This is a genomic window from Streptomyces sp. NBC_01445, assembly GCF_035918235.1.
In the GTDB taxonomy this organism is placed as follows: Bacteria; Actinomycetota; Actinomycetes; order Streptomycetales; family Streptomycetaceae; genus Streptomyces.
The window spans coordinates 9,964,370-9,977,609 of record NZ_CP109485.1; the positions used below are offsets into that span (position 1 = coordinate 9,964,370).

Below are 13,240 nucleotides of genomic sequence, written 5' to 3' on the forward strand. Positions count from 1 at the left end.
TTTGCCGCCGTGTCCCATGAGGTGGTGTTCTGCGCGTGCCGGCAGCGATAGGCGAACTTGGTTGCGAACGCGGTGAGGCGGTCCTCGCGTGCCTCAGCAGTTCTGGATGCGGGGACACATCGGCAGCCACTGAGGCCGAGGAAGAACCAGGGATCTGGTGCCATCCCTCGGGCCGTACATGGAAATCACAGCGCCGCTCCGTCCCGCGCCGGAGAGTAACCGCCTGTTCTTCAAGAGCGTGCGATGCATGGCGGTGCGGCTGCTCGCGAACAGAACGGCGAGGGGTTCCGCGGCCAGGGCGCCTCGCAGCCGGAGTCCGCGCCGCCCTGGAGGCCGCCCGAGACCGCAGCCGCGAAACTGGCCTCCGGAAACAACGACCCACTGCCCTACGCCCCTCCACCGCCCCACGCCGCCCGCGCCCGAGTGCTGCGCGGGCGGCGTCGTGAGAAGGACGGGCGATGCGAGAGCAGCCCTCACACGGTGCTGCGGTCCATCAGTGAGAAGAACGCGTCACCGCGGACGACCTCGAAGGGGTCCTCCAGCAGTGCGGCGAGGTCCGCGATATCGCTCGGGGTCCAGTCCCAGGCGTTGATCGCGGCGGCAATGAACATCGGCTTCGACGTGTCCCGCCCCTCGATGTGCCGGAGAAGCGCGTCGCGGAACTCCTTGCCCTTGCCCTGCGGGTAGAAGTTGCCGATCACGGGGATCCCGGCCGGCCGTACCTGCAGGTCACCGGTCTCCCAGGACTGGATGATCCCGCGCACCGGAGTGTTCTTGCGGTAGGACGCCATGACCCGCTCGTCGAACGGGACCCAGCCGTCGCCCGCGGTGTTGCGGGGGTTGTAGGCGTAGGCCAGATCCATGCCGGTGCGGCGCAGGAAACGGCCGCTGAGCGCCGTGTACGCGTCCAGCGCCTCCTCGGGCCAGGAGCCGGGGTAGGTGTAACCCGCCCCGGACGGACCGGAGATGAGCAGGTCGTTGGCGGTCGCGGTCCGCTGGTAGTACGCGAGGAGCGCCGGTCCGATGTCGGCGAGCAGCGGGCTCACCGTCCAGTTGACGGGGACGGTGCCGCGCTTCGGGTCGTCCCAGATGTCCCGCATCCGGCGCTGGCAGTACTGGACGTTGTCGCCCTCGCCGACCGTCAGCGTCACGTACACGCGGTTGTGGAGCTCGGCCTTCGGACGGGGCCGTACCCGGTCGGAGATCTTCGCCGGGGTGCCGGCGTGCACCGTGCCGTTCATGTAGAAGTCGGCGGGCACGACCTGGATGCCGTGCTGCGAGGCGCGGTCGACGCCGCCCCACTCGCCGGCCACGTCGTTGGAGAACCAGCCGGTGTACGGGGTGGTCGGCTCGAGCCTGGCGAACGTCTCGTCCAGCAGCTTGCCGGTGTCGCCCGACGGAGGCAGCCACAGCACCATGGCCTTGCTCGCCACCACGTAGTCCCGGAAGTACGGGAAGGGCTCGACGCGGGTGGGCGCGGTGTTGGTGGCGGTGACCAGGTACTGGTTCCACAGGTCGACGTCGACCGTCAGTTCCTTGGCACCGGCGGGCGCGGTGAAGTGGTAGACGAAGTAGCCGCCGCCATCGCTGAACCGGTTCGACTTGTCACCGATGGAGGAGTTGAGGCCGTCGAACAGGTACGGCTTCTCGGCGTCGGTGCCCGGCGTGAACGAGGCGATGTCCTTGCCGTCCGCCTTCACGGTGACCGAGGCGACCGACGCGCCCCAGCCGTCGTCCCCGAAGGAGTCCTGGAACCGGAGGTAGACATCGTTGTCGCCACCGACTTCCGGGCTGAGGTCGAGTGTGCGGACCTTGCGGTTGGAGATGTCGCGGATCCGCTCGGTCTCCCGTGCGACCTCGCGCCACTTGACCCCGTCCACGCCGACGGTCCGGCTCGGTGGCAGGCCGGCCAGCAGGGCGTGGCTGCAGTGCGGGAAGAGGTGGTCGAGCTGCCAGCGGTAGGTGGCCAGGACGTCGTCGGCGTCGAAGCGGCCGCGCAGGTCGGTGACGGTCTTCAGGCCGTGGGCCTTCGCCTGTTCGGCGGTGGCGGCGACGGCGCCGTGGAGCCCGGCGAGCGTGGTGGCCACGTTGACCGAGTCGGGCACGTCGGGGTCGATGAGGACGGCGCCGCGCACCTCGTCGCGGTAGCGGCCGACCAGGTCCAGGGCGTCGGCGTGGTGGGTGGCCTTCGCGCCGGTGCCGGCGAGCCAGCGCAGGTCGACCTGGCCGCTGTCGAAGTTGAAGTAGAGCCGTGGACTGCGCCGGTTGACGACGCCCTGAAGGGTCGTCAGCAGCAGTTGGTCGTTGCCGTTCAACTTGCTGACGTCGGCGACGTCGAGCCGGGCGGCCCGGCCGAAGGACGGCAGAAGGCGGGCCGCGGAGCCGCGCTCGGCAGCCCCTGCCTGTTGCGGCAGGGAGATCCCGAGACTTCCGGCTGCTAGGACCGCGCCGCCCGCCTGCAGGAGATTTCTTCGTGACACCATCGACGATCACTGCTCCTCGAAAGCCTGACATCGTTGTAAACAGTCGGCGAAAGTAAGCCGGTCGAGGGCATGTTGTCCATGGGTACGCGCAAATTTCCGCCGCGGTGGACCAACTTCGTTGCTACTGACCGGCAATGACGTCCCAAGTGTTGACGGCCCCGCGTCAACCGATCTACGGTGCGCCGCACTTGGCTTTCCATCGTTGTAACTCGTTCACCGGGAGCATGAGTTGAACAGACGCACCCTCCTTGCCGCCTCCCTCGCCGCCGCGGCCACCGCCGCAGTCTCGGGCTGCGGCAGCGGGTCCGGCCGTAAGCCGGGTGAGCTCGAGGTCCTCTACCGCGTGGAGAAGACCTGGCCGCACCTGGAGAAGACGCTGAAGGCGGCCAAGAAGGAGTACGAGGCCGCGCACAAGGGCGTCACCGTCAAGCTGACACCGGTCCAGGGCAGCAGCGAGGACTACTACACCAAGCTCGCCCTCCTGAACCGCTCGCCCGGCTCCGCCCCCGACGTCTACTTCCACGACACCTTCCAGGTCAACGCCGACGTGGCCGCGAAGAAGCTGGCCCCGCTCGACTCCTACCTCGCCAAGTGGCCCGATTGGGAGAAGCAGTTCCCCGAGTCGCTGCGCCAGGCGGCCCGGGGCCTGGACGGCAAGACGTACGGCGTCCCGATCTCCACCGACAACCGCGGCCTCTGGTACAACAAGGACGTCTTCAAGTCCGCGGGACTGCCCGAGAACTGGGCCCCGAAGACCTGGGACGACATCCTCGACGCGGCCCGCACCATCAAGCGCAAGGTGCGCGGCGTCACCCCGTTCTGCATGTACTCCGCGAAGATCCACGGCGAGGGCGCCACCATGCAGGGCTTCGAGATGCTCCTGTACGGCACCCCCGGCGGCACCCTGTTCGACAACGGCAAGTGGGTGGCGGGGAGCAAGGGACTGACCGACTCGCTGAAGTTCATCGACACGGTCTACCGCGAGGACCTCGGCCCCAAGAAGGCCGACGCCCTCAACGCCAAGCTCGCCGACAAGGCGCTGTTCGAGTGGTTCCCCGAGGGCAAGCTCGGCATCAGCCTGGACGGCGGCTGGATCTCCGGCTCCTGGAAGCCGGCGGGACCGCACCCGTGGCCGGAGTGGACCAAGAAGATGGGCTGGGTCCCGATGCCCACGCAGGGCGGCGAGGCGCCGGGCGCTGTCAGCATGTCGGGCGGCTGGGTCATGGCGGTCAGCTCGTACAGCAAGCTCAAGCAGAAGGGCTTCGACTTCATCACGGTGGCGCTGAACAAGAAGAACGCCGCCATGTACTCCGAGGGCTCCGGCGACCTCGCCGTCCGCAAGGACGTGGCGTCCGACCCGGCGTACCTCAAGAGCGACCCCTCGATCGCGTTCTGGACCGGCCTCGCGAAGGTCACCCACTACCGGCCCGCCTACGAGCAGTACCCGAAGGTCTCCGCGCAGATCCAGGAGGCGATGGAGGCGGTCACCACCGGAAGCAGGTCCCCGGCGGACGCGGCGAAGCGGTACGCCCAGGAAGTGAGCCGGATCGTCGGTGCAGACAACGTTGTCTCGACGTCATGACGCTGACCGCCTCCGCCCCGGCGACGCGCGCCCCTGCGAAGAAGCCGTCGCCGGGCCGCCGCTCGCTGCGTCGGCTCCTGCCGCTCGCGCCGGCCCTGGTCCTGATCGCGATCTTCCTGGTGGGGCCGATCCTGTGGAGCGTCTGGATCGCCTTCACCAACGAGACCCTCACCGGGTCGGCCTCCGTGAACTCGCACTTCGTCGGCCTGGACAACTTCACCAGGCTCTTCGGTGACGACGCGTTCACCGGCTCGCTGGTGCGCACCCTGGTCTTCGTCCTGTTCTCGGCCGTGCTCGGCCAGAACGTGCTCGGTCTGCTGATCGCCCTGGTGCTGCGCGGCAAGAACCGGGTCGTCAGAGGCGTGGTGAACGGCGTCGTCATCGCGGCCTGGGTCGTCCCCGAAGTCGTCGCCGCCGCCTGCTGGTTCTCGTTCCTCGACGAGAAGGGCACGCTCAACTCGGTGCTCGGCGTGCACCAGGAGTGGCTGGTCTCCGCGCCGATGCTCGCCGTGATCCTCGCCAACACCTGGCGGGGCACCGCGTTCTCCATGCTCGTCTACTCGGCGGCCCTGTCCGAGGTGCCCCGTGACGTGATGGAGGCCGCGAAGGTCGACGGCGCCTCCACCGGCCGCACCTTCTTCAGCGTCACCCTGCCGCTGATCCAGCGCTCCGTGCTCTCCAACCTGATGCTGACCACGCTGCAGACCCTCGCGAGCTTCGGCCTGATCTACGCGCTGACCGGCGGCGGCCCCGGCGAGGAGAGCCAGACGACGCCGCTGTACATGTACGAGCAGGCGTTCAAGTACTTCGAGGTCGGCTACGGCAGCGCCATCGCCCTGGTGATGCTCCTGTTCGGCGGCCTGCTGTCGCTGGTGTACCTGCGGCTGATCAAGGTGGAGGACTGATGACCCGCTGGGGCGCGCGCACCGCGTCGCACGCCGTGATCGTGCTGATCACGCTCTGCTTCCTCGGCCCGTTCGTGTGGGTGCTGCTCTCCTCCGTGCAGCCCGGCTCCTCACCGGCCGCCGAACTGTCCTTCTCCTTCTCGCTCACCAACTTCCGGGCCGTCCTGAACTGGGACACGGTGTACGGGCCGCTGCTCAACTCCGTGGTCATCTCCGGCTCCACGGCCCTGCTCACGGTCGTCGTCTCCGGACTCGCCGCCTACCCGCTCTCCCGCTACCGGCTGCGCTACAAACGGCACTTCATGCTCACGCTGCTGTTCTCCACGGGCCTGCCGCTCACCGCGATCATGGTCCCGGTCTACGCGATGTTCTTCCGCTTCCAGCTGTACGGATCCGTGGCGGCGATGGTGCTGTTCCTGACGGCCAGCGCGCTGCCGTTCGCCATCTGGATGATGAAGAACTTCATGGACGGGGTGCCGATCAGCCTGGAGGAGGCCGCCTGGGTGGACGGCGCGGGCTGGTTCCAGTCACTGCGCCGGGTGGTGGCGCCCCTGATGGCGCCGGGCGTCGCCGTCGTCGCGATCTTCGTGTTCGTCGGCCAGTGGGGCAACTTCTTCGTCCCGTTCGTGCTGCTCGACACCCCGGAGAAGCAGCCGGCCGCGGTCACCATCTACTCGTTCTTCTCTCAGTACGGCCAGGTGGCGTACGGGCAGCTGGCGGCGTTCTCCGTCATCTACACCACGCCGGCCGTCCTGCTCTACGTCCTCGTCAACAAGTACCTCTCCGGCTCCTTCAACATGGCCGGATCTGTGAAGGGATAGCACGGTGCGCATCATCGGTGTCGAGCCGACCGACCTGTTCGTCGGTCCCGCGGACAACCCCCTGCAAGTCGTCCGCGTGGCACTCGACGAGCCCGCCCCGGTCGTCGTCACCGGCCCCGGCGCGTACGGCGAGACCACGGCGGGGGAGCCGGGCAAGCCCGTGGAGATCGGGGTGCGCTGCGACGCCGCACCCGGCGCAGTGGTCCCCCTCACGGTGACCGCCGGCGATCAGGTGGCGCACGCCGAGCTGACCGTGGCCGAGCCCGGCTGGACGGTGTGGATGGTGCCGCACTTCCACTACGACCCGGTGTGGTGGAACACCCAGGCCGCGTACACCACCACCTGGGACGACGCGGGCGACACGGCGCAGCAGTTCCGGATCGGCTGGCAGTACACCGGCTTCGAACTGATGCGGCTGCACCTGCGGACGGCCCGTCGCGACCCCGACTACAAGTTCGTGCTGGCCGAGGTCGACTACCTCAAGCCGTACTGGGACGCCCACCCCGAGGACCGCGCCCTGCTGCGCCGGCTGCTCGCGGAAGGCCGCGTCGAGCTGATGGGCGGCACCTACAACGAGCCCAACACCAACCTCACCTCCGCCGAGTCGACCGCCCGCAACCTCGTGTACGGCATCGGCTTCCAGCGCGGCGTCATGGGCGGCGACCCGCAGACCGCCTGGCAGCTGGACGTTTTCGGGCACGACCCGCAGTTCCCCGGCCTCGCCGCCGACGCCGGGCTCACCTCGTCGTCGTGGGCACGTGGCCCGCACCACCAGTGGGGCCCGATGCTCACCGACCGCGACCGGGAGCAGGACGGCTGGGGCGACCCGTCCACGATGCAGTTCCCCGCCGAGTTCGAGTGGCTCTCGCCCAGCGGCCGCGGCATCCTCACCCACTACATGCCGGCGCACTACAGCGCCGGCTGGTGGATGGACTCCGCCACGAGTCTCGCCGATGCCGAGGACGCGGTCCTGGAGCTGTACCGGCTGATGAGGAACGTCGCCGCGACCCGCAACCTGCTCCTCCCGGTCGGCACCGACTACACCCCGCCCAATCGCTGGGTCACCGAGATCCACCGGGACTTCGCCGCCCGCTACACCTGGCCGCGCCTGAAGTGCGCTCTGCCGAGCGAGTTCTTCGCGGCCGTACGCGGCGAGCTGACCGAACCCTCGCCGCAGACCAGGGACATGAACCCGGTCTACACCGGCAAGGACGTGTCGTTCATCGACACCAAGCAGGCGCAGCGCGCCGCCGAGTCACTGCTCACCGAGGCCGAGACGTTCGCCACCCTCGCCTCCGTCGAGACGGGTGCCGACTACCCGCACGCCCGCATCGACAAGGCGTGGCGGCAGCTCGCGTACGGCGCCCACCACGACGCGATCACCGGCTCCGAGTCCGACCAGGTCTACCTGGACCTGCTCACCAGCTGGCGGGAGGCCTACGACACCGGGCGCGACGTCCTCGATGTCTCGCTGCGCCGCCTCGGCCCCGCGGCCGAGGACACGGTGACCGTGTTCAACCCGTCGGCCTGGCCGCGCACCGACCTCGTCCGCATCCGCCTCACCCACCCTGAAACCGGCTTCCATGGCTGGGAGTTGACGGACGGCACCCCCCTCGTCCTGGAACACGCGAGCCACCACGAGGACGGCTCGCTCGCCGAGGCCGACGTCGTCTTCCTCGCCGCAGACGTGCCGTCGCTCGGCTACCGCGCCTTCCGCCTCCGCCCCTCCCGTACGGCTTCGAACTGGACGCCGTCCGACGGAGCGACCCGCATCGCGAACTCGACGCACATCCTCGAAGTGGACCCGCAACGCGGTGGCTGCGTCTCCCGGCTGACCGTCGAAGGCCGCGAACTGCTCCAGGCCGGCCGCGTCGGCAACGAACTCCTGGTCTACGAGGAGTACCCGGCGCACCCCCGCTACCACGAGGGCCCCTGGCACCTGGTGCCGAACGGGGCCGTGATCGGCTCGGCGTCCGCGCCCGCCGCATCCGTGCGGACCGAGACGAGCGCCCTCGGCGAGCGGATCACGGTGACCGGCACGGTCGGACCGGTGCGGTACACGCAGACCCTCACCCTCTGGCACGGCGTCGACCGTCTCGACGGCGTCACGCACATCGACGCGTTCGACGGCGCCGACCGGCTGCTGCGGCTGCGCTGGCCGGTCCGGGTGCCCGGCGCCCTGCCGGTCAGCGAGGTCGCGAACGCCGTCATCGGGCGCGGGTTCGGCCTGATCGACGTCGACTCGGCGGAGCATCCCTGGACCCTCGACAACCCGGCGAACAACTGGTTCGCCCTGTCGTCCACCGCACGCGTCCGGCTCGCAGAGGGGGACCGCGCCCTCGGCATCGCCGAGATCGTCACGCCCGACGGCGCCGGCGCCAAGGACCTCGCCGTCGCCCTGGTGCAGGCGGGCGTGACCAGCACCTGCTCGGCCGCGCCCGGCGCCCGCTACGGCGACCTCGCCGTGGACTCCAACCTCCCCGACGTACGCATCGCGATCGGTGGCCCGGACGAAAACCCGTTCACCGCCGAGGTGCTGACGGGGGAGTACGCCGACGCGTTCGCCGCGCAGCTCGCGGCGACCGGCCGGGCCCGCCTGTGGGTCCCGGCCGACAGCCCGCTGGAGAAGGTGTGGGTGCCGGGCGCGGACCTGCGCGCCGCACACGCGCTGCCGGTGCTCGTCGTGGCCGGTGAGGGCGCGGTGGACGACCTGGTCGCTGACCTGGACGACGCGACGATCGAGGTCGCGGACGGCGGCCCGCTCACCGAACCACCGCTCGACGACTACACGGTCGCCCTCGTCAACCAGGGCGTTCCTGGCTTCGCGGTGGACTCCGGCGGCGCCCTGCACCTGTCGCTGATGCGCTCCTGCACCGGCTGGCCGTCCGGCGTGTGGATCGACCCGCCGCGGCGCACGCACCCGGACGGCTCCACGTTCCAGCAGCAGCACTGGACCCACTCCTTCGACTACACGCTCACGGCCGGACCGGGCGACTGGCGCGCGCAGAACGTGGTCCCGCGCGCCCACGACGTCAACCACCCGCTGCGCGCGGTACGCGGCGAGCGCGCGGGTCAACCGGAGACGCGGTCGTTCCTCGCGGTGGAACCGGCGGGCCAGGTCGTCCTCAGCGCGCTCAAGCCGACGGGGAACCCCCTGTCGGAGGGTGAACTGCCGGGCCTCGTATCGGGGTTGACGATGCGCCTTTACGAGGCGACCGGACGGCCGGTCCAGGCCCGACTCGTCACGGACCTGCCGCTCACCGGGGCCCGCCGCGCCACTCTGTTGGAGCGCCCGGAGGCACCCCTCGCCGCACTCACCGTCGACCTCGGCGGCATGGACATCGCGACGGTCGTCGCCCCGCTCGCCGAGGAGCGTGGCGGGGTGCAGCCGGGCCGCGAGCCCGACCAGCCGGTGTTCACCCGCTACTGGCTGCACAACACCGGACCGGCGCCGACCGGCAACCTTCCGGTGGCCGTCCACCTGAACCCGCAGGTGCTGCACGGAGCCGGCGACCTCACGGTCACGGTGGCCTCCGGTCTCACCGGGACGTCCACCGCGGGAGAGGTCCAGGTCCTGCTCCCGGAAGGCTGGCCGGCGGATACGGCCACGGTGCCGTACGCCCTCGAACCGGGCGGCCACCTCGCCCACGAGCTGCGCATCACGCCGCCGCCGTCCGCCGAGCCGGGAACGTACTGGCTGCGAGCGCGCACGACGTGCGACGGCCAGACCTTCGAGGACGTGACCCGCGTCCAGATCGGCGAGGCGCCGCCCGCCGAGCCGGTGGCGACCCTCCGGACGACGGCCCTGCGCCTGGCCCCGGGAGAGGCGGGCACGCTCGACGTCCACCTGGCATCGGACGCCCGCACGCCGGTCCACGTCCAGGCCCAACTCATCAGCCCCTGGCAGACGTTCGACCTGTTCCCGCGGTGGAACACGGGCGCGGACATCCCGGCGCGGGGCGAGCACACGCTGAGCTTCCCGGTGTCCGTCCCCGCCGGCACCCGGCCCGGCCGCTGGTGGGCGGTCGTCAAACTGGCCGCCGCGGGCCATCTGCACTACACCGAGGCGGTCGAGATCGAGGTCACCCCGTGACGCACACCCACGTCGCCGCCGTCGTCGGTGACCGGACCCTCACCGAGGCCGAGGTGGAGGCCAGAGTGGCCGCGCTCCGAAGCGGCCCCCTGGCCCCCCGCCTGCCCCGCCCCGGCACCGCGGACGCGCGCAACCTGCGCCGCTGGGTGGTCCAGGTCATGACGTACGAGGCAGTCGTCGAACAGGAAGCGGCAACACTGGACCTGCGACCTCAACCGCCGGACACCCACGTCGAGTTGCGCCTGACAGACGCCCTGAGGATGGGCGGCGTGACGGCGGCCGTCCTGACGTCGCTGCCGGTGGCCCCCGCGGTACGCGCCCGGGTCACCGCCGACATCGCCGTACCGGAGCCCGCCGTCCGCGACTACTACGCCCGCAACCGCGACCTGCACCCCGGCCCGTACGAAGCGGAGCGCCCCGCCATCGAGGACGAACTCCACCAGGCAGCGGCCGACCGCCACTTCACACTGTGGCTGGAACGCCGCCACGCGGAATCGGTGACCCTGATGCCCGGCTACGAACACCCGGCGGACCCCCGCCACGCGGACGCCACGCATCGTCACTAGCCCCCGATGAAAGAGGTGCCTGTGGCCGAACTTGACGAGCTGCTGCAGCGAGCACGACGGATCCACGATCTGTACGACCAGGTGAACCTGCACGAACGAGGGCGGGTGTGGACCCGGGAGGAGTTCATGCTCGGCTTCATGGGCGATGTCGGTGACCTCGCCAAACTGGTGATGGCCGAGGAGGGCGCCCGGGAGATGCCCGGCGGGCGGCAGGCACTCGAGCACGAACTGGCCGACTGCCTGTGGTCCGTACTGATTCTGGCGCACCGCCACGACGTGGATCTGCGAGCCGCCTTCGGCCGCACGATGACGGAGCTGGAGCAGGCCATCAGCGCGCGGCTTCCCGAGGAAGGGTGAGCCGGATGAAACGGGAGGCCATGGACCTCGACGCGTACGTCGCCCGCACGCGCACCAGCCCCTGCTACATCTGCGCCTACCTCGCGGGGGACCCGGAGCACCGGCACGAGACGGTCTACGAGGACGACGCGCACGTGGCCTACCTGGACAAGTACCCGACCCTGCCGGGCAAGGTGCTGGTGGCACCGAAGGCGCACATCGAGCACGTCGTCAGGGATCTGGACGAGGCGGCGTACGGCAGGCTGATGCTCGTGGTGCGCAGGGTGGCGCTCGCGGTGGAGGCGGTGTTCGCGCCGGAGCGGACGTATCTGCTGTCGCTGGGCAGCGCGCAAGGCAACAGCCACCTGCACTGGCACATCGCCGGGCTGCCGCAGGGTGTGCCCTACGAGCAGCAGCAGTACCACGCTCTGATGACGGAGAACGGGGTGCTCGCACACACCGCGGAGGAGAGCGCCGGCATCGCGGACAGGCTGCGGCGGGCGATCGGCTGAGAGCCAGGGACATGAAACCGCCCGGTCGGACCGGCAAGGCTGCCGGTCCGACCGGGCGGTTCGCGTGGTGCGGCATCTACTGGCCGCCGAGCCCCGTCGTGGCCACGGACTTCACCATCTGGCGCTGGAAAATCATGAAGATCAGGATGAGGGGCACGGAAGCGAGCAGCCCGGACGCGGCGAGCTGCGCGTACTGCAGCCCGTAGGAGTCCTTGACCGTCGCCAGGCCGACGGGCAGCGTCATCAGCGACTGGTCGCTGGTGCTGATGAACGGCCAGAGAAAGTTGTTCCAGGCGCCGATGAAGACGAAGACCGCCACGGCGGACAGGATCGGCCGGGACAGCGGCAGGATGACACTGAGGAACACCCGGGCATTACTCGCACCGTCGAGCCGGGCCGCCTCCTCCAGTTCACGCGGGATGGCGTCGAAGAACTTCTTGAGGATGTACACCATCGGCGGCGCCACGACCTGCGGCAGGATCATGCCGGCGTAGGTGTCCACGAGGTTCAGCGAGAGCATCTCGCGGAACAGCGGCACGATCAGGATCTGCGGCGGCACCATGATCGACGCGATCGTCGCGGCGAACAGCAGCCGCCGGCCCCGGAACAGCGTGCGCGAGAACCCGTACGCCGCGAGCGCGGACACCGCGACGGTCAGCACCGTGACCATCGCCGCCACGAAGAAGCTGTTCAGCGCCCACATGGGGATCTTCCCGTTGCTGAATATCTTGCCGTAGGCGGCGGCCGTGAAGCCGTGCTCCGGTATCCAGCCGTCCCCGACGGAGGCCGCGTCGGGTTCCGTCTTGAGCGACGTCACCAGCGCCCAGGCGATGGGCGCCAGCCACATCACGGCCATCAGCGCCAGCGCGATCCCGGCGCCCACCTTGGCCCCGGTCCCCGAGCCCACCACCTGCTGCGGCTTGGTGCTGCGTCGCCGGGCGCGCGTCCGGCCCTCGGCCCCGCCGGCCGGCCGGACCGTCGGGCGGGTCAGGGTGTCGGCAGTCATCGTCACGCCTCCTTGCGCGAGAAGAACTTGAGCTGCCCGATGGAGAGGATGAGCAGCAGGGCGAAGAAGATGTACGACATGGCGGCGGCGTAGCCGAGCCGGTAGCCGGTGAACCCGGTGTCGAAGATGTACTCGAGGACCGGCCGGGTGGAGCCGTCCGGACCGCCCTTGGTGAGCAGGAAGATCTGGTCGAACACCTTGAGCGAGGCAAGCACCTGCAACACCGTGATCAGCGCGGTCGTCCGGTGGAGCTGGGGGATGGTGATGGACCAGAGTCGGCGCCAGGCACCGGCGCCGTCGATCGCCGCTGCTTCGTAGAGCTGGTCGGGCACGGACTGCAGGGCGGCCAGATACAGCAGGAAGTTGAAGCCGACGGTCCACCAGACGGTGATCAGGACCACCGACCACATCGCGTAGCGCTCCTCGACGAGCCAGCCGACGCCGTCCAGGCCGATCGCGTTGAGGAAGGTGTTGAGCATGCCGGAGTCCGTCTGGAACAGCAGGAGCCCGACCTGCCAGATGACGGCACTGGTGAGGAGGTACGGAGCGAAGAAGGCGAGCCGCCACAACCACTGCCCGGGCAGCCCGGCGTGCACGAGGAGAGCCATGACCAGCGCGAAAGCGACGAGGGGGACGGTGGACATGACCGTGAAGAGCACGGTGTGGCCGATCGTCTCCCACATCTTCGCGTCGGTGAGGGCCTCGGCGTAGTTGCCGAACCCGGCGAAGGTGGAGTCACCCCGGCCGGTGAGGCTCGAGTTGGTGAAGCTCATCCACAGGCCCCAGACGAGCGGCACCACGAGGAAGAGCGCGAAGACCACCATGAACGGGGCGACGAACAGGGGCCCGGACGTGCGGCCGAGCACTGAGCGGCGAGTCGAACCGGCGCCGCGGGTTTGCCATGTACTCATGACATTGCTGTCCTCTCGTGGCGTG

The 13,240-nt window shown here is 69.8% G+C and carries 10 protein-coding genes; 7 read left to right on the forward strand and 3 right to left on the reverse strand.

All coding sequences use genetic code 11. The annotated features are described in order from the left end of the window. Positions 1–473: 473 nt before the first annotated feature. A complete protein-coding gene (locus OG574_RS45615) occupies positions 474–2,483 on the reverse strand; it encodes a GxGYxYP domain-containing protein (protein WP_326778078.1) in 2,010 nt (669 codons plus the stop codon). A gap of 229 nt (positions 2,484–2,712) precedes the next feature. Here OG574_RS45615 and OG574_RS45620 point away from each other — a divergent pair, with 229 nt between their 5' ends. The 7 genes from OG574_RS45620 to OG574_RS45650 are packed head-to-tail and all read left to right on the forward strand — an operon-like array spanning position 2,713 to position 11,298. Further along, positions 2,713–4,065 (forward strand): extracellular solute-binding protein, encoded by a 1,353-nt coding sequence (locus OG574_RS45620; RefSeq protein WP_326778079.1) that lies wholly within the window; start codon positions 2,713–2,715, stop codon positions 4,063–4,065. Next, complete coding sequence (locus OG574_RS45625) at positions 4,062–4,970, forward strand: carbohydrate ABC transporter permease (RefSeq protein ID WP_326778080.1); 909 nt, start codon at positions 4,062–4,064, stop codon at positions 4,968–4,970. Before OG574_RS45620 ends, OG574_RS45625 begins: the two co-directional genes overlap by 4 nt. Then, on the forward strand, positions 4,970–5,791 hold the full coding sequence (locus tag OG574_RS45630; RefSeq protein WP_326778081.1) for a carbohydrate ABC transporter permease: 822 nt from the start codon (positions 4,970–4,972) through the stop codon (positions 5,789–5,791). The genes OG574_RS45625 and OG574_RS45630 overlap by 1 nt, the downstream gene beginning before the upstream one ends. 4 nt (positions 5,792–5,795) lie before the next feature. Continuing rightward, positions 5,796–9,884 carry an NEW3 domain-containing protein gene (locus OG574_RS45635; protein WP_326778082.1) on the forward strand — a complete coding sequence of 1,363 codons (4,089 nt, stop codon included), beginning with the start codon at positions 5,796–5,798 and terminating at the stop codon, positions 9,882–9,884. Continuing rightward, positions 9,881–10,450, forward strand: a complete 570-nt coding sequence (locus OG574_RS45640; RefSeq protein ID WP_326778083.1) for a DUF7158 domain-containing protein — start codon at positions 9,881–9,883, stop codon at positions 10,448–10,450. Before OG574_RS45635 ends, OG574_RS45640 begins: the two co-directional genes overlap by 4 nt. A gap of 21 nt (positions 10,451–10,471) precedes the next feature. After that, the gene (locus OG574_RS45645; protein ID WP_326778084.1) at positions 10,472–10,807 is read left to right on the forward strand and encodes a nucleotide pyrophosphohydrolase; all 336 of its coding nucleotides are present in this window, start codon (positions 10,472–10,474) and stop codon (positions 10,805–10,807) included. Between the two features lie 5 nt (positions 10,808–10,812). Then, positions 10,813–11,298: an HIT family protein gene (locus tag OG574_RS45650; RefSeq protein ID WP_326778085.1), complete on the forward strand. Its 486-nt coding sequence runs from the start codon at positions 10,813–10,815 to the stop codon at positions 11,296–11,298. Between the two features lie 76 nt (positions 11,299–11,374). Here OG574_RS45650 and OG574_RS45655 read toward each other — a convergent pair whose 3' ends face one another. Together OG574_RS45655 and OG574_RS45660 are read right to left on the reverse strand one after the other, a co-directional pair. Then, positions 11,375–12,304 carry a carbohydrate ABC transporter permease gene (locus OG574_RS45655; RefSeq protein WP_398379159.1) on the reverse strand — a complete coding sequence of 310 codons (930 nt, stop codon included), beginning with the start codon at positions 12,302–12,304 and terminating at the stop codon, positions 11,375–11,377. 2 nt (positions 12,305–12,306) lie between these two features. Next, entirely contained in the window at positions 12,307–13,215 is a 909-nt protein-coding gene (locus OG574_RS45660; RefSeq protein WP_326778087.1) for a carbohydrate ABC transporter permease, read from the reverse strand. Between the last annotated feature and the right edge of the window lie 25 nt (positions 13,216–13,240).

Coding starts and splice junctions, on each gene's coding strand:
- OG574_RS45615 (WP_326778078.1), bottom strand. CDS start 2,483: ATGGTGTCACGAAGAAATCTCCTGCAGGCGGGCGGCGCGGTCCTAGCA.
- OG574_RS45625 (WP_326778080.1), top strand. CDS start 4,062: ATGACGCTGACCGCCTCCGCCCCGGCGACGCGCGCCCCTGCGAAGAAG.
- OG574_RS45630 (WP_326778081.1), top strand. CDS start 4,970: ATGACCCGCTGGGGCGCGCGCACCGCGTCGCACGCCGTGATCGTGCTG.
- OG574_RS45650 (WP_326778085.1), top strand. CDS start 10,813: ATGAAACGGGAGGCCATGGACCTCGACGCGTACGTCGCCCGCACGCGC.
- OG574_RS45655 (WP_398379159.1), bottom strand. CDS start 12,304: ATGACTGCCGACACCCTGACCCGCCCGACGGTCCGGCCGGCCGGCGGG.
- OG574_RS45660 (WP_326778087.1), bottom strand. CDS start 13,215: ATGAGTACATGGCAAACCCGCGGCGCCGGTTCGACTCGCCGCTCAGTG.